We start from the raw sequence: 25277 nt of genomic DNA on the forward strand, positions 1-25277 counted from the left end.
CCCAGGTGTCGCGGTGGTGTCGACGGTACCGCTACCCTGAACGGGGGTAGTCGCTGTCGAGGAACGAGGAAGACCATGCCGACACGGATGTCAGGGGGAGCCGCCGCCGTCGCAGTGGCGCTCGTCGCCCTCGGGCTCGCCGGCTGCACGTTCGGTGACGACGCTCCCGATCCGACGGGTTCATCGACCAGCATCGCGCCTGGCGTCGAGCCGACGGACAAGGGTGACGCGACACCTGAACCGGACCCGGCGGACGCCGTCATGAGCTTTGCCGGCGTCGATGTCGACGGCACACAGGTCTCCGCCGCCGGCTACGTCCAGGGGCTCCTGGAGAACGGTGGGGCCTGCACCTTTACTTTCACCGGTCTGGGTGAACCGGTCTCCGTCGCCTCCGAAGGGATCGCGGACTCGAGCACGACGAGCTGCGGTACGGTGTCGGTCCCGATCGCGCAACTCCCGTCGGGGACCTGGTCGGTCACCCTCAGCTACACGTCGGCCGCCGCCGGCACTCTCACTTCGTCTGCTCTCACTGTGGAGGTGCCGTGATGCGTTTACGGATTCCAGCTGTCCTGGCCTCGATCGCGCTCCTCGCCGGTCTCTTCACCGTCGCGCCGGTGGTCGCACAGCCCGCCTCGGCGGCAGTCGCGAGCGACTTCCAGGCGGGCAACATCATCAGTGACGCCCTGTTCTACGACGGTGGAGCGATGACGGCCGGGCAGGTGCAGGGGTTCCTCAACTCAGCACGCCCGTCGTGTCGTTCGGGCTACACCTGTCTGAAGGACTACGGGCAGGCGACACCGAGTCGCGCCGCCGTCGCAGGACGCTGTGCGGCCTACGCAGGATCAGCGCTCGAGTCGGCCGCGACGATCATCGCCAAGGTCGGTGCGGCGTGCGGGATCAGCCAGAAGGTCCTCATCGTCATGCTCGAGAAGGAACAGAGCCTCATCACCGATGACTGGCCATCCGCTCGGCAGTACCGGAGCGCGATGGGCTATGGATGCCCGGACACCGCGGACTGCGACACGAACTACTACGGGTTCTTCAACCAGGTCTACGCCGCGGCGCTGCAGTTCAAGAACTACCAGGCCAACCCGACGCGGTGGAACCACGTCGCTGGCCGGGTGAACGCGGTCCGGTTCAATCCGAACGCTGCCTGCGGGTCGAGTAACGTCTTCATCCAGAACGCCGCGACGGCCGGCTTGTACAACTACACGCCGTACCAACCCAACGCCTCCGCGCTCGCCAACCTGTACGGCACCGGCGATGCGTGCGGCGCCTACGGGAACCGGAACTTCTGGCGGCTCTACACCGACTGGTACGGGTCGACGACCGGCGGATCCAGCCTCATGAAGACGGCCGACTCCGCAGCGATCTACGTCGTCACCGACACCCAGAAGTACTACATCACCGACACCACCACGCTCGCCGCCTACTCGTCCCTCGGTGGGATCGCGACGGTCTCCCGGTCCACGCTCGACCGGTATCCGACGGCGGGCAATGCCACGCGGATCATCCGCTCGGCCAGTGGCGGCATCTACTTCATCGATGCCGGGATCAAGGTCGGGTTCTCGAGCTGCGGGATGGTCGTCGACTACGGCGGTTCGTGCAATGCGGGTGGCTACACCCAGTTGACGGATGCGCAGACGTCCCTCTTCGTGAGTTCCGCCGCCGTGGTCACTCCGGTCTTCGCGACCACCGCAGGGGCTCGGTATTACGTCACGCTCGGCACGAAGCGCGAGATCTCGGATGCGACCGCGCAGGCAGCGGCGGGGATCCCCGCGCCGATCATCGTGCTCACCGAGGACGGCATCGCCAATCTTCCGGACGGTGCGCCGATCGTACGCGACTCGATCTATCTGAACTCCCGAGGGCAAGGCGTGTACAACTACGTCGTGAGCGGGAAGAGCTACACGATCGGAGCCGGTACGGCACCCACCCTGGGGCTCCCTGGCCGGTCGGCAAGCGCTCTCTGGCCGCGGAACGTCGCGAAGCTCGGAGCGGGCGGTGCGTTCACCGGTGCGGTCGTGTCGACCGCCACGTCGACGCCGCAGATCGTGACGGCGGCCGGACGCTACTCCTGGCAGGGCGGTCCGGCCCTCGCGACGGTTCCCGCCACCCAGTCCTTCATCGACAGCTATCCGGCGCTGGGCACGATCGGAGACGGGGCCAACGTCAAGGGGGCGACGTCCGCCGTCTACCTGTTGACCGGTGGGAAGTTGCGAACGTACACCTCGTGGAACGCACTGGTCGCGATGGTGAACAACGCCAACCCGTCCATCATCACGCTGCCGCCACCGGTCATCGGTCAACTGGCCCCAGGCGCACCAGTTCTGACCCCGGGCTCCTTGGTACGCACCGAGAGCTCGAACACGGTGTACCTCATCGACGGCGCCCAGAACCGCGTTCCGGTCTCGAGCTTCGACTACACCACGGCGCTCGGCTTCACCGGGACCTCGTTCGTCGCTCAGGCCCACCTCGACGCATACACCGTCGACCCGGCACCGCTCGGCTTCGGGATCACCTGCAACGGTCAGGACTACCTTGCAGCCGCCGGGACGATCCACAAGCTCGACCCCTCCCTGAAGAGTCTGTACCCCATCCGGTTCACGGCGTTGTCGCCCATCACGTGCGCTCTCCTGACTCCGGGTATCGACGCGGGCAAGTTCATCCGAACGCCGAACGGCACGATCTACCTGCTCGAGGGAGGCACCAAACGCGGTATCTCCTCGATGGCTCGGTTCGCGGAGCTCGGAGGCGTCGTCGGTGCTTGGTTGGACGTGCCGTACACACTGTCGGATCAGTTCCCGGTCGGCCCGAACGCGTAGCCGGCAGCTGCCGGGTCGCGTCCCCGGTAGGGTGGGGAGAATGCGTGCCCCGACCGTCATCCGTACCTGGCAACGGCGCTTCGCCGACGCTGTGGAGCCCACGACCGAGGGGCTGCCGAACCGACGGACGCTCATGGTGCCGCTCATCGCGCTCCTCGTCGTCTTCATCGCGCTCGTCGCAGCGGGTATCACCGGGAGTTCGAGCGGCATCCTCAACCAGTCGGTGAACTCTGCGGCTGATCCGAACCTCCTGGCCGGTGAGCCGCGGAACATCAGAAGCGATGAGTGGTCTGTTCAGACCTCGTGGGTCATCTCGCAAGTGGAGCAGGGCCTCCCGGTCGTGAACGAGAACTTCCCCGGTGGCATGGACTCCACCGTGCAGAACGATCTTCCGAGCGCCGACTGGTCGATGGCGTTCCGGCCCCACCTGCTGGGGTTCAGCGTCCTCCCGCTGGACAACGCGATGGCCGTCCGGTGGTGGCTCCCCGCGTTCGCCATGCTCGCTGCGGTCTACCTGTTCGCCATCACGCTCCTGCCGCGTCGGCCGGTGACCTCCGTCCTGTTGTCGGTCGGTTTCTTCTTCGCGCCGTTCTTCCAGTGGTGGTATCTCCCCATCACCTTCTGGCCTGTGGCCTGGGCGTTCCTCCTGATGGCCGCGGTCGTCTGGCTTCTCCGGACACGCCGACTACTCCCGAGGATCGTCCTCCCGCTGCTCGTCGGATACACCGCCGTACCGGTCGGGATGGGCGTCTACGTCCCGTTCATCATCCCGGCGACACTGGTCGCCCTCGCCTTCTGCATCGGGTTCGTCGTGACGAGGAGCAGCTCCTCGATCTCCGGTGTCGGAGGCCGCTTGCGGTCGCTGTGGCCGATCTTCGTCGCTGGTGCCGGGGCTGCCGGTGTCCTCGGACTCTGGGTCGCCACCCGTTGGAGCACCATTCAAGGGTTCACGTCGACGGTCTATCCGGGCGAGCGGCTCCAGAGCACCGGGGTCGCCGGTCCCAAAGAGCTCCTCTCCCTGTTCTCCGGGCCCTTCACACGCTGGCTCGGCGAGGCCGAAGGGGTGCCCTTCGGCATGAACGCCTCGGAAGCATCGACCTTCATCCTGGCCGGTGTGTTCCTCGCGCTGCCCATCCTGTGGCTCATCATCGGTCAGGTCCGTCGGAAGCTGCCGCTCGATTGGGCGTCAGCCTCCATGCTCATCCTCCTCGTCCTCATCGCGGCATTCATGTTCGTGCCCGGATGGGACGCGATAGCGCACCTCCTCTTGCTCGACCGCTCTCCCGTGAGTCGGATCCGCCTCGCTGTCGGCATGATCGCCATGGTGTTGACGGTCCTGCTCATCGTGCGACTCGACGAACGTCGGCGGGCCGGGGAACGACGGCTGCCGCTCTGGGTGCCGGTGTCGACGACCGGGCTCGCCGCTGCGACGACCGCGGCCATCGCGTGGTACGTGCTCCGGTACGACAACATCCTGACCGCCGGGACGCTCTGGATCGGGATCGTCCTCCTGTCCGTCGCCGCGGTCTGGTGGTTCGTGCGTGGTCCGGTGGCGGTCGGCGCGGCGGCGTTCGCGCTGGTGTCACTGCTCGTCGGCGGGAACGCGAATCCCGTCTACGTCGGTGTCTACGACCTGAACGGTACGACCCTCGTGAAGACGATGAAGGAGATCGACGCTGCGCGTCCGGGGGCCTGGGTCGGCGCCGGGAACTCCGGTCTGCTGGGGGTCACCCTCGTGCAATCGGGCCTGACCTCCTTCAACGGCGTGCAGAGTTTCCCTCCCACGGAGATGTGGCGGATGATCGACCCGACTCGCGCCTCCGAGAACGCGTGGAACCGGCTCGGCAACGTCAGCTGGGGCGTCGGCGAAGGCCCGCCGTCACCGTTCAACCCGACCGACGATCAGATCCGTCTGACCTTCGACTCCTGCAATTCGTTCGCGCAGGAACACGTCAGCTACGTCCTGTCGGAGTTCCTCATCGAGCAGCCGTGTGTGCAGCTCATGCGGACGGTGCACCAGGGCCCGTCGACCTTCTACATCTTCGAGGTCGTCCCGGGTTCTGACTGAGACCCGGGGAGGATCCGTCACACCGAGTCGTACGGAGGGTGCGTCGGTGTCTGCGGGCTGGCCTGGATGTCCAGCTGCAGAGCACTGATGAGCATCTGCGTCCCGATCATGAGGGGGAGCGCGGCGAGCATCACCGTTGCCGCAGTCGCGACCACCGACGCGGCGACCTGGAAGCACACCCAGATGGCGACGGCGAGACCGAACACGAAGAGCACGAGTCCGAGGCTGAGGAGCAAGGCGATCGGTGAGAACGACCACAGGACGTAGCGGTACCAGATGCGGCGCCAGAACCCCTGCGTGAGCAGGCTGAGGAGCTCCGGGACGACGCGGCTGAGCTTGATGCTCGAGACCTCCTCGCCGTAGACAGCGGGGATGGGAACGTCGACCGCGGGTACCTGCAGGATGTTGAGGTGGATCAGGAAGTCGTTCTCGAAGCTGTAGCGGCGTGAGACGTGGTCGAGGGGGACCCGACGCAGCTCGGAGGTCCGCACAGCGGTGTAGCCGTTCTGCGGGTCGAAGAGGTGCCAGTACCCGGAGGCAAGTTTGGTCATGAACGAGAGGACGATGTTCCCGAACACGCGGTAGCCGGGCATGCCGTGGAAGGACTCGGGCGAGAAGAACCGGTTCGCCTTCGCGAAGCCGTAGCCGTCGGTCGTGACCTTCGTCAAGAGCTCGGGAAGGTACTCGGGGTCCATCTGCGCATCGCCGGCCATGATCACGTTCACGTCCGACCCGAGTTCCATGGCGCGGCGGTGTCCGGTGATGATGGCGCCACCGACACCTTGGTTGACCTCGTGGCGGATGAGGACGACGCGGGGATCGGCTGAGCGGCTGACGACGCCGCTCGTGTCGTCCGGGCTGCAGTCGTCGACGATGACGATGTGGTCGACGAAGTCGGGCATGGTGTCGATGACCGTCGAGATCATCTTCTCCTCGCGGAAGGCGGGGACGACGGCTGCGATGGTTGCTCCGTTGAACACGGTCACTCCTCCTGGAGGCCGGCGGGGCCGGCGGGGGTGTCGGGGCGATGGGCGAACACCCAGTACCGGTAGGCGAAATAGTTCCAGATCGTCGTCGCGACGGTCGCGACGACCTTGCCGCCGATCCATCCGGCGAACGTGGTGTCGATCAGTGACACGATCGCGGCGGTCGCGATCGTGTTGAAGACGACGAGGATCGCGTACTTCACGAGCGCACCGCCCTGCGGGGCTTGCGACCCGAACGCGAACACGCGCTGCATGGAGTAGGTGTAGACGAAACTCAAGAGGAAGGCCACGACCGTCGCGACCGGGAGCGGCCACCCGAGGACTGTGTAGAACAGCGCGAGCAGGCCGAGGTCGACGAGGAACGCCGAGCCTCCGACGAGGAGGTATCGGACGCCGCTGTTCCAGACCAGCTTGCGGAGCCGTCCTGGCCGGGGAGCGGTCACGCCCGCGCCAGGGCGCTGTCGAGCACCTGGGCGATGACCTCGTGCGGGGGCAAGAGGCTCCTGCGCTCGGTGGCCGCGTCCTCGACGCCGTCCATGATCCGGCAGAAGTGGGAGAACTGTGCCGTGAGGGGCTCGACGCTCGTGACCATCTCCGGGATCTCGATGACGGTCTGCTGGCGGTAGCCCCGGTTGGCGCCGCCGACGAGGTCCTCGGAGATGTGATGGTAGACCGTCACGTCCCGGCGAAGGAGGTCGATCTCGATGAGCCGCTCGCGCTCGTAGACAGAGACCTGCCGGATCTTCTTCTGGCCCATGCGGCTCGCGGAGATGTGCGCGATCGCGCCGGTGTCGAATCCCAGGACCGTCTCGGCCACATCCTCCGCACCGCGCTCGGAGCGCTCGTGGAAGAACCCGAGTGAGGAGGACACGGAGGTGGTCTGCCCACCCGCCAGCACGATCGACAGGTCGACGTCGTGCACGAGGAGGTCCCACGCCACACCGGTGCGGATGCGCGGTGCGTAGGGCGAGTGGCGTGTCGCCGACAGGTGGACGGGTGACTCGATGAAGGAGCGGGCCGTCAGCACCGCAGGATTGAACCGCTCGAGCAGACCGCACATGAAGGGGAGGTCGGCTACGTCGGCGGCGGCGAGGATGTCGCGTGACTGCCCGATGTCGGCGGCGATCGGCTTCTCGATCAGCAGCGGCGTCCCGCTCTCAAGCACCTGCATCGCCAGAGGTTCGTGGGCCTCGGTGGCGGCGGCGACGATCACGCCGTCGATCTGCTGGAGGTCCGGCAGCTCGGGCGACCAGTGCGCGCCGTACTGCTCGGCGAGGCGGCGACCGACGTCCTCGCGCGGGTCGACGAGGACGGCGAGATCGGCGAGATCGGATTGCGCCACGACTCTCGCGTGGTTGCTGCCCATCATCCCCGCGCCGACGACCGCGAACCGCTTCCGGGCGCTCATCGTCCACCTCCGGCGACGGCACGGACCGCTTCGACGATCGTCGCGATGTCCTCCTCGGACAGCTCCGTGTGGACCGGGAGGGAGAGGACCTCCGACGCGACACGAGCTGCGACCGGGGTCGCGTCGGCGATGACGTCGGGCCGGCCCTGGTACGCCTCGGCATCGATGATCAGGCCGGGGTAGTAGATGCCGCTACCGACACCTCGTTCGGCCAGCGCACCGACGAACGCGTCCCGCGTGACGGCGGACTCGCTCGTCACCCGGATCGTGTACTGGTGCCAGACATGATCGCGATCGGCGAAGGTCACGGGCGTGACGATACCGCGCACGTTCTGGAGGCCGTCGGTCAGGGCCGCCGCGTTCCGACGTCGCTGTGCGACGGTCTCGGAGTAGCGTTCGAGCTGTGGGAGGGCGAGCGCCGCATGGAGGTCGGTGAGGCGGTAGTTGTTGCCCGCCATGACGTATTCGTACCTCGCCCGCATCCCTTGATTGCGGAGGATGCGGAGGCGCGCGGCGATGTCGTCGTCGTCCGTGGTGATCATGCCGCCTTCAGCGGTCGTGATGTTCTTGGTGGCGTAGAAGGAGAAGGTGCCCATCCCGAAGCTGCCGGCTGCTCGTCCCCGGTACCGTGCGCCGTGCGACTGCGCCGAATCCTCGACCACGCGGAGTCCGTGCGCAGCCGCCAGACGCTCGATGGGCTCCATGTCCGCCATCTGGCCGTACAGGTGGACCGGCATGACGACCCGCGTCCGGTCGTTGATCAGGCGCTCCACGGAGGTCGGGTCGAGCGCGAAATCCGTGTCGTTGATGTCCGCGAACCGCACGGTCGCGCCGGCCTGCAGGATTGCGTTGACCGTCGCGACGAACGTGAACGGCGAGGTGATGACCTCGTCGCCGGGCTTGAGGTCGAGCACCTGCAACGCGGCGACGAGCGCCGTCGTGCCGTTGTTGACCGCGATCGCGTGCCGGGCATCATGGAGCGCGGCGAACCGGGCTTCGAACTCGGCCACGACGGGCCCCTGTGCGATGACTCCGGATCGGATGACGTCGAGCACCCGCCGCTCCTCGGCTTCGCCGAATCGGACCGTGGTGATTGGAATCATGTCGCCTCGTTCTTACGTGCACGGGGGACGTCCCCCAAAGGGATACGATACCCGCTATGCGTCTGCTGTGAACGACGCGCGTCCTTCTATGCTGTGGGCATGAACACTCTCCACCCGACGGCCATCATCAGCGGCGAGGTCACGATGGGGGAGGGCAACGTCATCGGCCCGTTCGTCGTGATCACCGGTCCGGTCTCCATCGGCGACGACAACTGGATCGGAGCGGGCGCGGTGATCGGGGCCATCCCCGAGGTCCGCTCCTTCCCGCACCTGCCGGTCGACGGTCCGGACGGCCTTGAGGAGCCGCGCGGCGTCCGGATCGGTGACCACACCGTGATCCGCGAGTACAGCCAGGTCCATCAGGGATGGCAGGCGGCCACGGTCATCGGCGATCGCGCCTTCATCATGAACCAGTCGTACATCGCGCACGACTGTCAGATCGGTGCCGACGTGACCATCGCCGGGGGAGCGCGTCTCGCCGGACACGTCCGCGTGGGCGATGGTGCCAACATCGGTCTCGGCGCGCTCGTCCACCAGCGTCGGGAGATCGGCCGGGGCGCCATGGTCGGCATGGGGTCGGTCGTCACGCGGGACGTCCCGGACTTCGCGAAGGCGTATGGCAACCCCGTCCGCGTGCACGGTCTCAATCTGCGCGGCGCGCAGGCCGCCGGCTATCAGGACGGGGACCTCGCTCTGCTGGCGGCAGCGTTCGACCAGTCGGGCGAGGCGCCACGTTAGTATCGGCCATCGGACTACTCGGGGGGACGACCATGTCGATGGGGAATTCGCGCGGATCGCTGCTGCACATTTCCTGACGACGGCGAGCGCATACCCGGTATTCTGTACGGCATTCACGGCACCGGTGTTCCGGGAGCGACGATCGCGCTCGACGGCGGAGGCATGAGGACGGCCGTCGTCCAGCCCGACGGAACCTGGTCGGTCCCGTTCATCCCGCCCCTGTTCCCGTCGAACGAGTACGACTTCAGTGCCACGCAGACCGTCGGCACCGAGACGTCCGAACCCGCGTTCCTGTCGTTCTCGCTGTACTTCCCGCCTCGGATCCTCTCGCCCGTCGACGAGTACGTCTTCCCGCTGAGTGAGGCTCCCGTCGAGGTCGCCGGATTCGCGGCCCAGGGGTCGATCATCCGTGCGGTCCTGGACGGCGTCCCGCAGACAGCCGAGGCGACACCGAACGCCGATGGAGTCTTCCAATTGCGGTTCGACACCGCGGTCGGTCCTGGAGATCACGAGGTCAGCGTGACGGAGGAGCAGGAGGGCGGCATCTCGAGCCCGGTCGCCCACACGTTCACGGTCGAGGCCGGGCCGGCGTCGGCGGCGTTGCCGGATGCCGGGTCGGACGGCGGTATACCCCGCCTTCCCGACACCGGTGTCGAGGCATCGCCGCTCGGACTCCTCCTGGTGGGCCTCGGGGGAGTCGTCATGGCCGTCGCAGGGTGGTCGCGACGCGCTCGCAACCGTCAGCTGACGCACGCGATCTGACCGCGGCCGTCCCCGAAGCTCCAGACCGTCGGGAGACGCCGGCTCACGCGTCGAGACGGGGGCGGCTGTCCTGCTCGACGGCGTGCGATGGCTCCACGACCGGAGCCGCGCGGAACACCCGCCGCGCGAGCAGCACCCACACGATCATGACGAGCGTGAAGAGGACCACGAGGCTGTTCCAGCCGAACGGCGGCTCCCAGCCGTCGTCGAACAGCATGGCCGAGAGGCTCCCGTTCGCCCCGACGATGTAGCGACGCAGCACCATGAAGAAGGCCAGGAGCTGTCCTGCCGCGAGGAGCACGTACCCGCCCGTCACGAATCGGGAGAGCTTCGCATCCGCACCGATGCCGGCGTCGTCCAGGGCGAGCCCGGCGACGATCAGCAGACAGACCAGGATCGCGAGCATGTACCGGCCCTGCCAGATGAAGCCGTACTGCGTATACACCCCGATCTGCGTGATCGCGGGGACCAGGACGGTGACGGCGAGCAGGACCCAGACGGCCCAGCGGGTGCCCTTGCGTCCCCACAGGACGGAGGTCGCGAGCAGGAGCAGGATGGCGCCGATCCACGCGGCGATGGTCAGCGACGGTGCACCCGTGTCGACCCACCCGAAGAAGCCGATCATGCCGAAGAAGAAGTCGACGGTCTGCAGGAGGGTGAAGACGAAGACGAACGCCAGGCCCACGATGCTCGGCTTCCCGGGTTCGGTCTCGGCGCCGTACACCGGCGGGAAGACGTACCAGAGCACGGTGAGGAGGCCGACGACGGCCAACCCGGCGATGAGTGCCCATGCAGCAGGCTTCCGAAGCAGCTCGAGCGTCCGCTCCCGGCTCCCGAGCAGCATCGCGACGACGGCGATCACGAGCACCCACAGGAGTGAGATGCTGCGACCGGTCAGGAGGAAGGATGCCGTGAGGAGGGCGAGACCGGCCTGCTCCCAGAGCCGACGGCCGAGCTGTCTGCCGCGGAACGTGGCGAGCAGCGTCGCGAAGAGGCCACCTGCTGCTGCGGCTTCGAGCCCGTTCGGGTTGATGGAACCGCCCAGGTACAGCACCATCGGCGTGATCGCGACGATCCCGCCGACGACCGCCCAGCGGAACCGGGCGAGCAGGGTGAGCTGCATGACCATGATCGCCAGCGCGAGCGAGCAGAGGACGGCACCCGCGAGTCGCATGCCGTAGAACGCCGCGTCACCTTCGAGGAACAGGGACGGCCAACCCACCAGGGCGTAGAAGACGGGCGAGTTGAGCCCCGCAGAGCTTCCGGTGGCGACCAGGTCCTGGTCGCGGTCCCGGACGGCGTCCTGGCAGTCGGCGGTCTTCTCGGCGTCGAACGCGAAGCAGACGAGGTCGTGCGCGTTCGCGATGTTCTCGGGGACCGTCGCTTCGGCGAGCGACGGGTTCTTGTCCCAGGGCTCGGACACGACTTGGCCACGTGCCACCGCGGCGGCGCGGATCGCATGGGACGGTTCGTCCGGTACCGAGCCGATGGGGGAGGCGAGCGCCCAGAGGGCCATGGGCGCGAGGATCGCGACGAACGCGACGAGGAAGGTGAGCCACCGCCGTCGCTCCCATCGCGTCGGACGGTCTGTGGGAGCGAGAGCTGCCATGCGCGGAGTGGTCCAATCGGAATGCGGGGCGTCACCGCCGTTCGTTCGCCGGTCAGTCTACTGGCGTGTGCACGGAACGCCGGGTAACCCGACACGAGCGCGGTATTCTGGGGCGACCCTCCCGCACGACCGATCGGACCGCATGACGTCGACGACGAACGTACCGTTCGATCAGCCGGCCCAGGCTCGCGGACGACGCGGCCCGCGGGTCTCGTTGAGCGACGGACTCGCCGGCCACCGCAACTCGCTCGGCATCATCCGCCTGGTGCTCGCGTCCGCCGTGATCTTCTCCCACGCCTTCCCGACGGGAGGTTGGGGCGAGGACCCGTTGCTGCACCTCAGCCGAGGTCAGGACACCATCGGCGGCATCGCGGTCGCGGGGTTCTTCGCGGTCAGCGGCTACCTGATCGCCAAGAGCGGCGCGTCCGCCGACATCGTCCAGTTCCTGTGGCGTCGTGCGCTGCGGATCTTCCCGGCGTTCTGGACGGTCCTGATCGTCGGCGCCGTCGTCGTCGGACCCGTCGTCTGGATGCTGAGCGGCAACACGCTCCAGTCCTACATCGGCGGACAACCGATCAGCTACATCGTCCTCAACGCCGACCTGGTCATGCGGCAGTACGGGATCTACGACATCTTCGCGCAGACGACACCGTACGGACAGTCGCTGGGCGGTCAGAGCGTGTTCAACGGTTCGCTCTGGACACTCGTGTACGAGTGGTCCTGCTACCTCCTCATCGCGATCCTGCTCGTGACCGGTGCACTCCGTCGGGCGAAGTGGGTCGTACCCGCCCTCGCCGGCGTCTTCTATCTCCTCTTGATCGCCCACACGCTGTTCCCGCTCGGCGTTCAGGTGTACCTGCCCTACTTCTCCGATCGGTTCAAGATCACCCTGACCCTCGTCTTCCTCATCGGGTCGACCCTCGCCATGTACTCGCGGAGGATTCCGCTGAACGACTGGATCGGTGCGGCGTGCGGCGTCGTGATGGTCGTCACCCTGTTCACCGGCGGATGGTTCTTCCTGGGGTATCCCGCCTACGCCTACTTCGTGCTCTGGCTCGCGGCTCGGCTGCCCCAGCGCGTCCAGTGGATCGGCGCGAAGAACGACTACTCCTACGGCATGTACGTGTACGGCTTCCTCGTGCAGCAGTTCACCGCGTTCCTCGGCTGGCACCTGCTCGGCTACTGGGCGTGGGTCGTGCTCACGATCGCCGTCACCGCAGGGTGCGCCTGGCTGAGCTGGCACCTCGTCGAGAAGCGGGCGATGGCGTTGAAGGACCGTGGACCGGGCCGAGGCATCGCCTTCCTCTCGCCGCGGTCTCGTCCAGTACCATCGAATGTCGACTCGCCTACAGCTAAGGACACCGCTTCGTGACTGCATCAACCCTCGGGACCGTTCTCGTGACGGGAGGCGCCGGCTTCATCGGCTGCGCGCTCTCGCACAAGCTGGCTGCGGCCGCGGAGCGCTGGGTCGTCATCGACAAACTGCACCCGCAGGTGCACCCGAGCGCGGAGCGCCCGGCGGACCTCCACGAGGCGGCTGAACTCGTCGTCGGCGACGTCACCGACGCCGCGGCGTGGGACGCGCTGCTCGCCGACGTCCGGCCCGACGTCATCGTGCACCTCGCCGCTGAGACCGGGACGGCGCAGTCGCTCCACGCCGCGACGAGTCACGCCGAGGCGAACGTGGTCGGCACGACGGAGATGCTGGACGCCCTGGGGCGCGCCGGGCAGGTCCCCGGGCACTTCGTCCTGTCGTCGAGTCGCGCGGTCTACGGCGAGGGGCAGTGGCAGCGGGAGGACGGCACCGTCTTCGAGCCGGGACAGCGTTCGCACGCCCAGTTCGAGCGGGGTGAGTGGGACTTCCCGGCGGCGAAGCCGTTGCCGAGCCGTGCCGCGGTGACGATGCCGGCGCCCACGAGCGTCTACGGCGCGACCAAGCTCGCGCAGGAGCACATCCTGTCGGCATGGACGGCCGCCCACGACGCGAAGCTGACCGTCCTGCGACTGCAGAACGTCTACGGTCCCGGTCAGTCGCTCATCAACTCCTACACGGGCATCGTGTCCCTCTTCTCCCAGCTCGCCATGGACGGCGGCACCATCCAGGTCTACGAAGACGGCCGGATCGTCCGCGATTTCGTGTTCATCGACGACATCGCCGAGTCGTTCCGAGCCGTCATCACGGCGGGGCCCTCGGCAGACGTGTCGCGCTTCGACATCGGGTCCGGCGTCGGCACGACGATCCTGGAACTCGCGCAGGCGATCGCGGCGTACCACGGGGCTCCGGCTCCGATGATCAACGGCAAGTACCGCGACGGCGACGTCCGGCACGCCGAGTGCAGCATCGAGGACTCGCTCGCGGGTCTCGACTGGGCTCCGGCCTGGGACGTCACGCGCGGTGTGGCGGCACTGCAGGAGTGGATCGCCGCCCAGCGTGGCAGCGACGTCCGGGGATAACGGCGTGTCGCCCGAGGCTGCGCGCCGCGGGCCGAACGGAGCCGTCCTGATCCTCCTGGCCACCGCCGTCGGCGGGGGAGCGGGGTACCTGCTGCAGATCGTCACCGGGGTCGCGCTCGGGACCGCCGCCTACGCCTCGTTCGCGGTCTTCTGGTCAGCGCTCTACCTGCTCGTCAGCGCGTTGTCGGGCGCTCAGCAGGAGATCGCCCGGGCGACGCACCCGCTCGACCGATCCGGGGCGTTGCCCGGGGAGACCCGACGAGCCCCGGTGGTGCGGAACTTCACCCTCGTGGCGGTGGTCGGCATGGCGGCGATCCTCGCCGGTTCGGCCTGGATCTGGGTCGGCGCGGTGTTCCCCGACGACGGTTGGGCGCTCGTGCCACCGCTCATCCTCGGCGTCTCCGCCTACCTGGTGGTGGCGGCCGTCTCGGGCGTGCTGTACGGGCTGTCGTTCTGGGCCGCGGCGGCCGCGATGACCGTCATCGACGGTGTCCTCCGGTTCGCCCTCGTCGGCGGCCTGCTCCTGGTCACCACCGACACCGCCGTCCTCGCCTGGGGCGTCGCCGTGCCGTTCGCCGTCACTCCGGTCGTCCTCTGGCTGTTCATCCGCCGCGGGGTCGTCGGGCGGTTCGCCGTCGACGTCGGTCCGCGGGAACTCAGCTGGAACGTGCTCCGCACCGTCGTCGCGGCCGCGGCGACCGGTGTCATGGTCAGCGGTCTCCCGCTGATGATCCAGGCCACGGGCGACACCGTGTCGCCGGACGCGTTCGGCTCGCTGACGTACGCGATCACCCTCACCCGCGCACCGATCGTCATCGTCGTCCTCGCGTTGCAGAGCTACCTCGTGGTGGTGTTCCGATCCCATGCCGACGCGGTCCTCGGCTGGGTCGCCAGACTCTCCGCGCTGGTCCTCGTCGGTGCAGGACTGCTCGCGCTCCTCGCCTGGTGGCTCGGCCCATGGGCGCTCTCCGTCCTCTTCGGACGCTCCGACGTCCTGGCGGGAGGAACGATCGGCCTGCTCGTCGCGACCGCCGGCCTCGTCGGCGTGCTCTGCGTGACCGGAGCTGCGACGCTGTCACGAGCACAGCACGGCGCGTTCGCGGGCGGCTGGATCCTCGCCGCCGTCGTGACGGTGGGGATGCTGCTCCTTCCCCTCGGGCTGCACGAGCGGACGATCCTGGCGCTGACCGTCGGCCCGCTCGCGGGACTCCTGCTGCAGGGCGCAGCCCTGTTCCGCCAGCCGAGGGCGGACGCCGCCGGAGCAGGCGCCCCGCCCGTGCCGCCGACGGCCTGAGCCGTCGGCCTCAGGAGGAGCGGCCGCCTCGACGTGAGTCTGCCAGCCGCTGCTCCAGTGCGCGGATGCGGAGGTCCTGCAGCGCGACCTCTTCGGCGAGGGTGCGGCTGCGGTTCTCCAGCGTCGTGAGTTCCGAGCTGTGCTGGATGCTGACGAGGAAGAGGATGAGGATGCTGACGAAGAAGACCAGGTTCGTCGGGATCTCGACGCCGATCACGCCGGCTGCCCAGACGAGGACCTGCGGGAAGACGCCGATGACGAGTGCGAGCAGGCCCGCGATCAGCCACCAGATCGCATGGCGTTCGCGGAGCTGGCGCCGACGGAGCATCTCGACGACGAGGCCGAGCGTGAACAGGGCCGCGACGATGCCGAGGATGTACGTGCCGATGGGGATCACGCCGTCACCACCCCTTCGTGGAGCGCGACGGGTGGTCGGATCAGCGCGAAGACGAGCGCGAGACCGGCCCTGGCGAGGTACCGGGCTGCCTTGAACGGATTGTGCGAGGGGGTACCGCCGGCGCGCGGGCGCATGGCGACGGGCACCTGGCGGATGACGCAGCCGGCGCGCGCGGCGATGACGAGCGACTCGATGGTGTCACCGAGGTACTCCGCCGGGTAGTGCTCGGCGAAGAGCCGGACGGCACGAGGACCCGTGGCACGGAAGCCACTGGTGGTGTCGGTGAGCTTCGTCCTGGCGACGCCGCTCAGGACGCCGGACAACACGACCATCGCCCACTTGCGCGGACCCCGGACCTCGTAGTCGCCCTCACCCGCGAACCGCGCACCGAGGACGAGGTCGGCGGACTGCAGCTCCTCGACGAGGCGGACGACACCGGCGGGGTCGTGCTGGCCGTCCGAGTCGACCTGCACCACGTTGCGGTAGCCGTGGGCGAGCGCGTACTTGAACCCCGCACGCATCGCGCCGCCGACCCCGAGGTTGAACGGCAGCTCGGCGACGATCGCTCCGGCCGCACGCGCCTCGGTCGTGGTCGCATCGGTGGAGCCGTCGTTGACCACGAGCACCGCCACACCGGGTAGCTTCTCCTGGACCTCGCGGACGACCGTAGCCACGGACGCTTCTTCGTTGAGTGCTGGCATGACGATGAGGGTGCCGGCGAGGGAGGTCGTCATGTGCGGAATCCTAGCAATCGGAGGGCGGAGCGCTCGGGAGGTGGGGGCGGTCAGACCCTGGCGAACACGTGCTCGAGCAGGGCACGACGCCCTGCGGCGTTGCGGGACCGCAACGCTGCAGGCAGCTCGCTGAGCGCGTTGGCGCGCGACGTCCAGTGATTGGCGGCGGCTCGCGCCGCGCGACTCCACCCCATCGCCGTGAGATCACGTCGTGCCTCGGCGAACAGGGTCCGCTCCTGCCGGAACTTCGATCCGTCCGGTCCGGTGACCGCGGACACGCTCTGGGAGTGCCTGCGGTAGGCGAAGCAGATCTCGTCGTCGAGGACGAGGCTCCCGCCGTCCTTCGTGATCTCGAGGAGCATCGCGAGATCCTGCACGACGTCGAGGTCGAGCCGGAACTGGTGTTTCCGGAGCGCCTCGACCCGCCAGACGAGCGACGGGAAGTAGGTCCAGTTGCCGCGGAGCAGGCTCGTGGCGAGCTGCTCGCCCCGGTATTCGCGAGCCCCTGTCCCGGAGAACCGGTACTTCGCCTTGATCCGATCGGCGAGTGGGCTGGACGGCGTGCCGTGCTCGTCGATGACGGACACGCCGGGCTGGATGATCGAGGCGTCGGGGTGGCCGGCGATGAGTTCGCGCACGCGACGGACGTAGTTCGGCAGCATCACGTCGTCGCAACCCATGATGACGGAGAACTCGCCGGTCATGAGGGACACGCACTTGCGGTAGTTCTTCGATGGGCGCAGGTTCACCTCGTTCCGGAGGTAGGTGATGCGCGGGTCGCCGAGGGCGACGGCCCACTCACCGGGAGCGAGATCCGGGTAGACGTCGTCGACGATCGTCAGCGTCCAGTCGGGGTCGGACTGCGCGAGCACACTCTCCACCGCCGCCTGGAAGTGGTCGAAGCGGCCGTAGAAGGGCATCATGATGTCGAGCGTCACCCGGCTACGCTAGCAAGCTTCGTCCGGCTGTCGAGATCGCCGGGCCGCGAGGGCCCGATCGCGGTTCACCGGGGTCGCGACGCCGTCGGGTCGAGCGTGGCACGGAACACGTCGAGCGTGCGCTCGGCGGTCGACGCCCAGCTGAAGGTGGCGGCTCTCGCCCGTCCGCGCTCGGTGAGGCGCGTCACCTCGGCGGTGTCGGTCGCCAGGGTGCGGAGACCGGCCGCGATCGAGGCGAGGTCGTGGGGATCGACGAACAACGCCGCATCGCCGCACACCTCCCGGTGGACGTCGATGTCGCTCACGAGCACCGGAACGCCGCTGAGCATGGCCTCGAGTGGCGGCAGACTGAAGCCTTCGGCGAACGACGGCACGGCCAGGGCGGTCGTCGTCCGGTAGAGCTCACCCAGCTCTTCCGGGGACAACCAGGACCGCAGGTCCACGAACCGCTCCAGGCCGAGTTCGGCGACGACGGCGCGCAGCGGATCGTCGAGCCCGTGGCTGCCGGTCACGATGAGTCGGGGGCGGACGCGTTCCTCGACGAGGGCGAGTGCTCGGATGAGGCCGTCGTAGTTCTTGTGCGGGCGGCGGTTGCCCGTGGCGAGGATGAAGGGGGCGTCGCGATCCGGTTCCCGGGTGGCCGTCCACGGGGCTGACGCCGCCAGGGGGATGACGTCGATCAGCTCGGGGTCGGTCCCGAGGTACTTCACGATCTCCGCCTTCGAGACCTCGCTGATGGTGATGATGCGGGAGGCCGCCCGAGCGACCTGACGCTCCATCCACTTCACCGGTGCCGTGTAGAACGGTGTCGACATGAGCTCCGGGTGGCTCCAGTACAGCAGGTCGTGCATGGTGACCGCGAGCGGGAGCGCGGTACGTGCCGGTCCGAGCGTCGCGGGTGCGTGGATGATGTCCGCGCGGTTCCGTTTCGCGATCCCGGCGATGCGCCAGAGCTCCCCAGCCGCCCAGGCGAAGCGGTGCTCGCCGCTGATTCCGGTGGCGATGATCTCGCCCGGGAACCAGGAGAGATCACCATGCATCGCCTCCGTGCTGGCGAGACCGACGAGGTCGAACTCCGCCGCCTGCGGACCGACCGCGCGGTAGAGCTCGCGGGTGTAGGTCTCCATGCCACCCTTCGTCCCGGTGAACGACAGGAGATCGACGGCAAGCAGGGGCACGACAGCCGAGCATAGCGGGGGCCGAGGGCCACTCGGGTAAGCTCGGCCGGGTCGATGTGCCTCAGCAGAGGGACGAACCATTCACCGAGGATCAGCGCGAAGCGATCCGGAGCGGACCCCATGACGGAGCAGCACCCTGTGATCCAGACCCCCATGAAGAAGGCCGTCATCACCGGTATCACCGGTCAGGACGGCAGCTACCTCGCCGAGCTCCTCCTCGCGAAGGGCTACGAGGTGCACGGCTTCATCCGCCGCGCGTCGACCTTCAACACCGGGCGGATCGACCACATCTACGACCCCGAGGCGACCCACGACGGTTCGCCCAGGCTCCAGTTGCACTTCGCCGACCTGGCCGACGGCTCGCGCCTGGCGACGCTGCTCGCGGAGATCCAGCCCGACGAGGTCTACAACCTCGCCGCGCAGTCGCACGTGCGGGTCAGCTTCGACGAGCCGGAGTACACGGGCGACACGACCGGCATCGGGACGGTCCGACTCCTCGAGGCCATCCGCCAGATCGGTCTCCACTGCCGCTTCTACCAGGCGTCCAGCTCCGAGATGTTCGGTGCGACACCGCCGCCGCAGAACGAGGAGACCCCGTTCTACCCGCGCTCGCCCTACGGCGTCGCGAAGGTGTACTCCTACTGGATCACCCGGAACTACCGCGAGGCCTACGGGATGTTCGCGGTCAACGGCATCCTGTTCAACCACGAGTCGCCGCGTCGCGGTGGTACCTTCGTGACCCGCAAGATCACCCGTGCCGCCGCGCGCATCGCCGCCGGCCAGCAGGACTTCCTGTACATGGGCAACCTCGACGCCGTCCGCGACTGGGGCTACGCGCCCGACTATGTCGAGGGCATGTGGCGGATGCTGCAGGCCGACGAGCCGACCGACTTCGTGCTCGCCACCAACACCGCGTACACGGTCAAGGACTTCCTCCAGTTCTCCTTCGAGCGGCTCGACCTCGACTGGGAGCAGTACGTCAAGTTCGATGAGCGCTACCTCCGTCCCACCGAGGTCGACGCGCTGATCGGCGACTACGCGAAGGCCGAGTCGGTCCTCGGCTGGTCGCCCAAGGTGCTCCCGCCCCGGCTCGCCCAGATCATGGTCGACTCGGACGTCGCCGAGCTCGAGGCGTCGGGCACGCCCTACATCGACACCGCCGAGGTCTAGGCGCGGTGCGCGTCCTCCTCACCGGTGGTGCCGGCATGCTCGGTTCGAGCATCGCCGAGGTCTGGCCCAAGCTCCGCGCCGCCGACGAGCTGATCGTGGCGACGCGTGCGGACGCCGACCTCACCGATCGAGCCGCCGTCGCAGGCCTCATCGGCCGGACGGCGCCGGACGCGATCGTGCACACGGCGGCCAAGGTCGCCGGCATCCAGGCGAAGCTCCAGCGTCCCACCGACTTCCTGCTCGACAACCTCCTGATCGACACCTCGGTCATCCGGGGCGCGATCGACGCCGGTGTCCCGGAGCTGCTCTACGTGTCGAGTGCTGCGATCTACCCCGAGGGACTCCCGCAGCCGATCGGTGAGGCCGCGCTCCTCAGCGGCACGCTGGAGGGCGCGAACGAGGGCTACGCACTCGCGAAGATCGCCGGGACGAAGCTCTGCGAGTACGCGAGCCGGCAGTATGGGTTCGCCTACCGCGCGGCCGTGCCGTCGAACCTCTACGGCCCGGGCGACGACTACACCCACGGCCAGGCGCATCTGATCGCGGCCGCCCTCGGCAAGGTGCACGCCGCCGTGACGAGCGGCTCCGACGAGGTCGAGGTCTGGGGCGACGGCACCGCCCGACGCGAGTTCACCTACACGCCCGACCTCGCGGCCTGGCTCGTCACGCAGCTCGGCGCACTCGACGCGTGGCCCGTCACGCTCAACCTCGGGCCGGGTGTCGACCACAGCATCACCGAGTACTACGAGGCAGCCGGTCGCGCCGTCGGCTTCACCGGTCGCTTCCGATACGACGCCACCAAGCCTTCCGGTGTCCACCAGCGCCTGCTCGACTCAGCCGCCGCCCGCGCGCTCGGCTGGAACCCCACCACCCCGCTCGCGACCGGCGTCGCCGCGAGCTACCACGCCTACCTCGCAGCTCAGGAGCCACAGACACCATGACCGACGACATCTTCGACTCCGGTTTCCCCCTCGCGACCTCCTCCTGGGATGCCGCGGAATACGCCGCCATCCAGCGTGTCGTCGACAGCGGCCGCTTCACCATGGGTCCGCTCGTGGCGCAGTTCGAGCGCGATTTCGCCAGTGCGTTCGGCGCCGGGTTCGGTGTCATGGTCAACTCCGGGTCGAGCGCGAACCTCCTCGCGATCGCCGCTGCCGTGCTCGACGACCGGGTCGACCTGCAGGCGGGCGACGAGGTGCTGGTGCCCGCCGTGTCCTGGGCAACCACCTACTATCCGCTCCAGCAGTACGGCCTCATCCCGAGCTTCGTCGACATCGACGTCGACACCCTCAACCTGGACCTGGCGCTCGCCGAGGCGGCGATCACCCCGCGCACCAAGGCGATCTTCGCGGTCAACCTCCTCGGCAACCCGAACGACTTCGCGGCGCTCACGGCACTCGCCGAACGTCACGGTCTCCTCCTGTTGGAGGACAACTGCGAGTCCCTCGGCGCGAAGGACGACGGCCGGTTCGCCGGCACGGTCGGCGCGATGGGCACGTTCAGCGCCTTCTTCTCCCACCACATCTCGACGATGGAGGGTGGGATGATCCTGACGGACGACGAGGCCACGGCGCAGATGCTCATCTCGCTGCGAGCCCACGGCTGGACGCGTGGACTCCCCGAGCAGAACGCCGTGCACGACAAGTCGGGCGACGAGTGGGACGACCTCTTCCGCTTCGTCCTGCCCGGCTACAACGTCCGTCCGCTCGAGATGTCCGGCGCGATCGGCATCGAGCAGATCCAGAAGGTCCCACAGCTCATCGCCGGTCGTCGGGAGAACGCCGTGTACTGGACGGAACGCTTCGCCGACCTCGACTCCGTGCGCATCCAGCGCGAGCAGGGCGAGAGCAGCTGGTTCGGATTCTCGCTCGTGCTCGAGGGCGCGCTCGCCGGTCGCCGCAAGGAGGTCGTGCGGGCGTTCGCGGCCGAGGGGATCGAGTCACGGCCCATCGTCGCCGGCAACTTCACGAAGAACCCGGTCATGAAGTACCTCGACGCGAGGGTCCCGGCCGAGCTCCCCGCCGCCGACAAGATCCACGAGGACGGGCTCTTCGTCGGCAACCACCACTTCCCGGTCCACGCCGGGATCGACCGCGTGTACGACGTGGTGGCCAAACTCTCCTAGGCTGGGTCTGCGCGGTCGCCCCTCCGGTCCGCAGCAGCTTCCGTCCCACTGTCCACCTCTTCCCCCGACCGACGAGGACCGTGCACCGTGAACCAGCCGATCAACGCGCCATCGAACGACGTCCTGAGCCTCCCCGAGGCGGCCTCGCGCCTCCTCGGATGCAAGGCGGTGCTGTTCGACCTCGACGGCGTCATCACCCCGACCGCCGAGATCCACATGCACGCGTGGGCGAAGCTCTTCACGGACGAGCTCGTCGCCCGCGGGATCACCGAGCCGTACACCGACACCGACTACTTCCGGTACATCGACGGCAAACCGCGGTACGACGGGGTCCGGGCGATGCTCGCGTCGCGCGGTATCACGCTCCCCGAGGGTTCACCGACCGACGCCCCCGAGCTCGAGACCGTGTGCGGCCTCGGCAACCGGAAGAACTCGGTTTTCACCGCGGTGCTCGAGGAGGACGGCATCGCGGCCTATCCCGGCTCCCTGTCGTTCCTCGACGCGGTCGAGCAGGAGGGTCTCCAGGTCGCCGTGGTGTCGAGTTCCAAGAACGCCGAGGTCGTCCTCCGAGCGGCAGGGCTCCGTGAGCGGTTCCCGGTCGTGATGGACGGCGTCGTCGCCGCGCGCGAGGGGATCGCCGGCAAGCCCGCGCCGGACACCTACGTCGAGGCCGGTCGTCTGCTCGGCTACGCTCCGTCGGAGTGCGTCGTCGTCGAGGACGCGCATTCCGGGGTCGAGGCCGGCCGCCGCGGCGACTTCGGTCTCGTGCTCGGCGTCGACCGCGGTATCGGACACCAGGCGCTCATCGATGCCGGCGCGGACATCGTGGTCGATGACCTCGCCGACCTCGTCGACCCACTGCGGTCGGCTTCGCGAACAGCCGGGCCGGACGCGCCGGCCGACCCACAGACCCCCACGGCACCCCACGACTCCTCCGAGGACCAGGCATGAACCACATCACCAGCGACCCGCTCGACCGTCACCGGTTCCCACTCGACGACTGGGCGCTCGTCGAGACGCACGTCGACGCGGACGACGAGGGAACGACCGAGACCCTCTTCGCGCTCGGCAACGGCTACCTCGGTTTCCGCGGCAACGTCGAGGAGGGCCGCGACGGCCACGTCCACGGGACGTTCATCAACGGGTTCCACGAGACCTGGCCGATCCGTCACGCCGAGGAGGCGTTCGGCTTCGCCCGCGTCGGTCAGACGATCGTCAACGCGCCCGACACGAAGGTCGTCCGCCTCTACGTCGACGACGAGCCGCTGATCCTCAACGACGCCGACCTGCTGAGCTTCGAGCGTCGGCTCGACTTCAAGACCGGTGTCCTCAGCCGCGAACTCGAATGGCGGACGCCCTCCGGGAAGCGGGTCCACATCCGTTCCCGTCGCATGGTGTCCTTCACCGACCGCCACCTCGCGGTCCTCGACTACGAGGTCACGTTGCTCGACGCGGATGCGTCGCTCGTGCTCTCCAGTCAGATCATCAACCGCCAGGACCGTCAGGACGACTACCTGACGAACGCACCCGAGCCGGGGATGGGCGACCCGCGCAAGGCGGAGTCCCTCACCGAGCGGGTGCTGCAGCCTCGCTACAAGCTCATCGACGGTCCACGAGCGATGCTCGGGTACCAGACGACGAACTCCGGCATGACGATCGTCGCCGGCGCCGACCACACGATCGAGACCGAGAACGAGTACGAGGTCTCGACGCACATCGAGTCCGACCTCGCGAAGCACGTGTACACGATCCGCGGTCGCGCGGGCGTGCCCACGAAGCTCACCAAGATCATCAGCTACCACACCTCGAACGCCGTCCCGCCGAAGGAACTCGCCGACCGCTGCGCCCGCACGCTCGACCGTTCCGCCGAGAACGGCATCGAATCCGCGATCCGCAACCAGGAGCTGTGGCTGGAGGACTTCTGGGCGCGCTCCGACGTCGAGGTCCACGGACAGCCGGCCATCCAGCAGGCGACGCGCTGGAACCTCTTCCAGCTGGCGCAGGCGTCCGCACGCACGGACGGCGGCGGTGTCGCGGCGAAGGGTGTGTCCGGGTCCGGGTACGGTGGCCACTACTTCTGGGACACCGAGGTCTACGTCCTCCCGTTCCTCAGTTACACGGCGCCGCTCGTCGCACGGAACGCCCTCCGGTTCCGCCAGAACATGCTCGACGCCGCCCGCTCCCGCGCGACCGAGCTCAACCAGCACGGTGCCCTGTTCCCGTGGCGCACGATCAACGGGCTCGAGTCGTCGGCGTACTACGCGGCCGGCACGGCGCAGTACCACATCGACGCCGACATCTCCTACGCGCTGCGGCAGTACGTCGCGGCGACGGGGGACGAGGACTTCCTCGCCCGCGGAGCCGTCGACATCTTCGTCGAGACGGCGCGCATGTGGGCCGACCTGGGCTTCTGGCGCGCGAACGGCAAGGACTCGTTCCACATCTACGGGGTCACGGGACCCGACGAGTACACGACCGTCGTGAACGACAACCTCTACACGAACGTCATGGCACGGGCGAACCTGCTGTCGGCCGTCGAGGCCGTGGAGCGCCTCCGCGAGGACGACCCGGCCTCCTTCGAGCGCTTGGTCACGCGGCTGTCGCTCGACGACGCCGAGGTCCGCGAGTGGCAGCGCGCCGCCGAGCACATGCACATCCCCTTCGACAAGCGGCTCGGCATCCACCCGCAGGACGCCCAGTTCCTCGAGAAGGAGCTGTGGGACCTCGATCACACCCCTCCTGAGCACCTCCCGCTGCTCCTGCACTTCCACCCGCTCGTCATCTACCGGTTCCAGGTGCTCAAGCAGGCGGACGTCGTGCTGGCGCTGCTCCTCCAGGGCGACCACTTCACCGACGAGGAGAAGCTCGCCGACTTCGACTACTACGACCCGCTGACGACTGGCGACTCGACTCTGTCGGCGGTCGTGCAGTCGATCATCGCCGCCGAGGTCGGGTACCAGCGGCTCGCGCTCAAGTACTTCTGGTCGGCGCTGTTCGTCGACCTCGCGAACCTGCACCGCAACACCCCGGACGGTGTGCACGTCGCCTCCACCGGTGGCGTGTGGAGCGCGCTCGTGCTCGGCTTCGCGGGCATGCGCGACCACGGCGGCGTGATCTCCTTCTCGCCGCGCCTGCCGGTCGACTGGCAGGGCATCACCTTCCGACTCACGGTCAAGGGCACGCGGGTGCGCATCTCCGTCCGGCGCACCGAGATGCGGTTCACCGTCGAGGAGGGCGATTCCGCCTCGTTCGTCGTCGGCGGGGGCAACGTGCTCGTCGAGGCCGGGACGACGGTCACCGTTCCGCTCGACAACCAGGGTCCGCACCTCGTCGGCGAGCCGAGCGCGAGCGACATCGAGGGCAGCCGCCGTGCCGACGGTTCGCTCATCACCGTGTCGATGCCGACCATCGCGCTCGGGCCGGCGGACACCGAGTCGATCCCGGTCATCCAGCCGCAGTCGGAGTAGGCACCGACCGTCGTCCGCTGT

General features: G+C 68.3%; 22 protein-coding genes. 13 read left to right on the forward strand and 9 right to left on the reverse strand.

Features of this window, described 5'->3' with window-relative positions; genetic code table 11:
• Positions 1-75: 75 nt before the first annotated feature.
• From HOW07_RS14925 to HOW07_RS14935, 3 genes are read left to right on the forward strand one after another with little or no spacing between them, the layout of a single operon-like run.
• Positions 76-546, forward strand: coding sequence for a hypothetical protein (locus HOW07_RS14925; RefSeq protein WP_175117704.1), 471 nt, complete (start codon positions 76-78; stop codon positions 544-546).
• A complete protein-coding gene (locus HOW07_RS14930; RefSeq protein WP_175117705.1) occupies positions 546-2825 on the forward strand; it encodes a hypothetical protein in 2280 nt (759 codons plus the stop codon). The genes HOW07_RS14925 and HOW07_RS14930 overlap by 1 nt, the downstream gene beginning before the upstream one ends.
• A gap of 40 nt (positions 2826-2865) precedes the next feature.
• Positions 2866-4893 (forward strand): hypothetical protein, encoded by a 2028-nt coding sequence (locus tag HOW07_RS14935; RefSeq protein WP_175117706.1) that lies wholly within the window; start codon positions 2866-2868, stop codon positions 4891-4893.
• Between the two features lie 17 nt (positions 4894-4910).
• Here the strand turns inward: HOW07_RS14935 and HOW07_RS14940 are convergent, their stop codons facing one another.
• From HOW07_RS14940 to HOW07_RS14955, 4 genes are read right to left on the reverse strand one after another with little or no spacing between them, the layout of a single operon-like run.
• Complete coding sequence (locus tag HOW07_RS14940) at positions 4911-5873, reverse strand: glycosyltransferase family 2 protein (protein ID WP_175117707.1); 963 nt, start codon at positions 5871-5873, stop codon at positions 4911-4913.
• Between the two features lie 2 nt (positions 5874-5875).
• Positions 5876-6322 carry a GtrA family protein gene (locus HOW07_RS14945; RefSeq protein ID WP_175117708.1) on the reverse strand — a complete coding sequence of 149 codons (447 nt, stop codon included), beginning with the start codon at positions 6320-6322 and terminating at the stop codon, positions 5876-5878.
• Complete coding sequence (locus HOW07_RS14950; RefSeq protein ID WP_175117709.1) at positions 6319-7287, reverse strand: Gfo/Idh/MocA family protein; 969 nt, start codon at positions 7285-7287, stop codon at positions 6319-6321. The genes HOW07_RS14945 and HOW07_RS14950 overlap by 4 nt, the downstream gene beginning before the upstream one ends.
• Complete coding sequence (locus HOW07_RS14955) at positions 7284-8390, reverse strand: DegT/DnrJ/EryC1/StrS aminotransferase family protein (RefSeq protein ID WP_175117710.1); 1107 nt, start codon at positions 8388-8390, stop codon at positions 7284-7286. Before HOW07_RS14955 ends, HOW07_RS14950 begins: the two co-directional genes overlap by 4 nt.
• Positions 8391-8489: 99 nt before the next feature.
• On the opposite strand from HOW07_RS14955, the gene HOW07_RS14960 reads away from it, so the two are divergent.
• Positions 8490-9128: an acyl-ACP--UDP-N- acetylglucosamine O-acyltransferase gene (locus HOW07_RS14960; protein WP_175117711.1), complete on the forward strand. Its 639-nt coding sequence runs from the start codon at positions 8490-8492 to the stop codon at positions 9126-9128.
• A gap of 162 nt (positions 9129-9290) precedes the next feature.
• The gene (locus tag HOW07_RS14965) at positions 9291-9890 is read left to right on the forward strand and encodes an LPXTG cell wall anchor domain-containing protein (protein WP_175117712.1); all 600 of its coding nucleotides are present in this window, start codon (positions 9291-9293) and stop codon (positions 9888-9890) included.
• 43 nt (positions 9891-9933) lie between these two features.
• Here the strand turns inward: HOW07_RS14965 and HOW07_RS14970 are convergent, their stop codons facing one another.
• Positions 9934-11499: a DUF2142 domain-containing protein gene (locus tag HOW07_RS14970; protein WP_175117713.1), complete on the reverse strand. Its 1566-nt coding sequence runs from the start codon at positions 11497-11499 to the stop codon at positions 9934-9936.
• A 142-nt stretch (positions 11500-11641) separates the two neighbouring features.
• On the opposite strand from HOW07_RS14970, the gene HOW07_RS14975 reads away from it, so the two are divergent.
• From HOW07_RS14975 to HOW07_RS14985, 3 genes are read left to right on the forward strand one after another with little or no spacing between them, the layout of a single operon-like run.
• Positions 11642-12871, forward strand: a complete 1230-nt coding sequence (locus HOW07_RS14975) for an acyltransferase (RefSeq protein WP_175117714.1) — start codon at positions 11642-11644, stop codon at positions 12869-12871.
• Positions 12868-13953 carry an NAD-dependent epimerase/dehydratase family protein gene (locus tag HOW07_RS14980; RefSeq protein ID WP_175117715.1) on the forward strand — a complete coding sequence of 362 codons (1086 nt, stop codon included), beginning with the start codon at positions 12868-12870 and terminating at the stop codon, positions 13951-13953. The genes HOW07_RS14975 and HOW07_RS14980 overlap by 4 nt, the downstream gene beginning before the upstream one ends.
• A 4-nt stretch (positions 13954-13957) precedes the next feature.
• Entirely contained in the window at positions 13958-15247 is a 1290-nt protein-coding gene (locus tag HOW07_RS14985) for a hypothetical protein (RefSeq protein ID WP_175117716.1), read from the forward strand.
• A 10-nt stretch (positions 15248-15257) separates the two neighbouring features.
• Here HOW07_RS14985 and HOW07_RS14990 read toward each other — a convergent pair whose 3' ends face one another.
• The 4 genes from HOW07_RS14990 to HOW07_RS15005 all read right to left on the reverse strand — a co-directional run bounded on the left by HOW07_RS14990 (position 15258) and on the right by HOW07_RS15005 (position 18494).
• Entirely contained in the window at positions 15258-15644 is a 387-nt protein-coding gene (locus HOW07_RS14990) for a DUF2304 domain-containing protein (RefSeq protein WP_371743694.1), read from the reverse strand.
• Positions 15641-16378 (reverse strand): glycosyltransferase family 2 protein, encoded by a 738-nt coding sequence (locus tag HOW07_RS14995; protein WP_175117717.1) that lies wholly within the window; start codon positions 16376-16378, stop codon positions 15641-15643. The genes HOW07_RS14990 and HOW07_RS14995 overlap by 4 nt, the downstream gene beginning before the upstream one ends.
• Before the next feature lie 50 nt (positions 16379-16428).
• Positions 16429-17316: a glycosyltransferase gene (locus HOW07_RS15000; protein WP_175117718.1), complete on the reverse strand. Its 888-nt coding sequence runs from the start codon at positions 17314-17316 to the stop codon at positions 16429-16431.
• A 65-nt stretch (positions 17317-17381) separates the two neighbouring features.
• Positions 17382-18494, reverse strand: a complete 1113-nt coding sequence (locus HOW07_RS15005; protein WP_175117719.1) for a glycosyltransferase family 1 protein — start codon at positions 18492-18494, stop codon at positions 17382-17384.
• Positions 18495-18647: 153 nt separating this feature from the next.
• Between HOW07_RS15005 and gmd the strand changes: the two genes are divergently transcribed.
• The 5 genes from gmd (at position 18648) to HOW07_RS15030 (ending at position 25256) form a co-directional block, all read left to right on the forward strand.
• Positions 18648-19664, forward strand: a complete 1017-nt coding sequence (gene gmd / locus HOW07_RS15010; protein ID WP_175117861.1) for a GDP-mannose 4,6-dehydratase — start codon at positions 18648-18650, stop codon at positions 19662-19664.
• Positions 19665-19669: 5 nt separating this feature from the next.
• The gene (locus HOW07_RS15015; RefSeq protein WP_175117720.1) at positions 19670-20605 is read left to right on the forward strand and encodes an NAD-dependent epimerase/dehydratase family protein; all 936 of its coding nucleotides are present in this window, start codon (positions 19670-19672) and stop codon (positions 20603-20605) included.
• On the forward strand, positions 20602-21789 hold the full coding sequence (locus HOW07_RS15020; protein ID WP_079002825.1) for a DegT/DnrJ/EryC1/StrS aminotransferase family protein: 1188 nt from the start codon (positions 20602-20604) through the stop codon (positions 21787-21789). Before HOW07_RS15015 ends, HOW07_RS15020 begins: the two co-directional genes overlap by 4 nt.
• 123 nt (positions 21790-21912) lie before the next feature.
• The gene (locus tag HOW07_RS15025; RefSeq protein WP_175117862.1) at positions 21913-22740 is read left to right on the forward strand and encodes a beta-phosphoglucomutase family hydrolase; all 828 of its coding nucleotides are present in this window, start codon (positions 21913-21915) and stop codon (positions 22738-22740) included.
• Entirely contained in the window at positions 22737-25256 is a 2520-nt protein-coding gene (locus tag HOW07_RS15030) for a glycoside hydrolase family 65 protein (protein WP_064295207.1), read from the forward strand. Before HOW07_RS15025 ends, HOW07_RS15030 begins: the two co-directional genes overlap by 4 nt.
• Positions 25257-25277 lie beyond the last annotated feature (21 nt).

Origin of the sequence: Plantibacter sp. MCCC 1A11337 (assembly GCF_013349365.1) — a bacterium.
In the GTDB taxonomy this organism is placed as follows: Bacteria; Actinomycetota; Actinomycetes; order Actinomycetales; family Microbacteriaceae; genus Plantibacter; species Plantibacter flavus_A.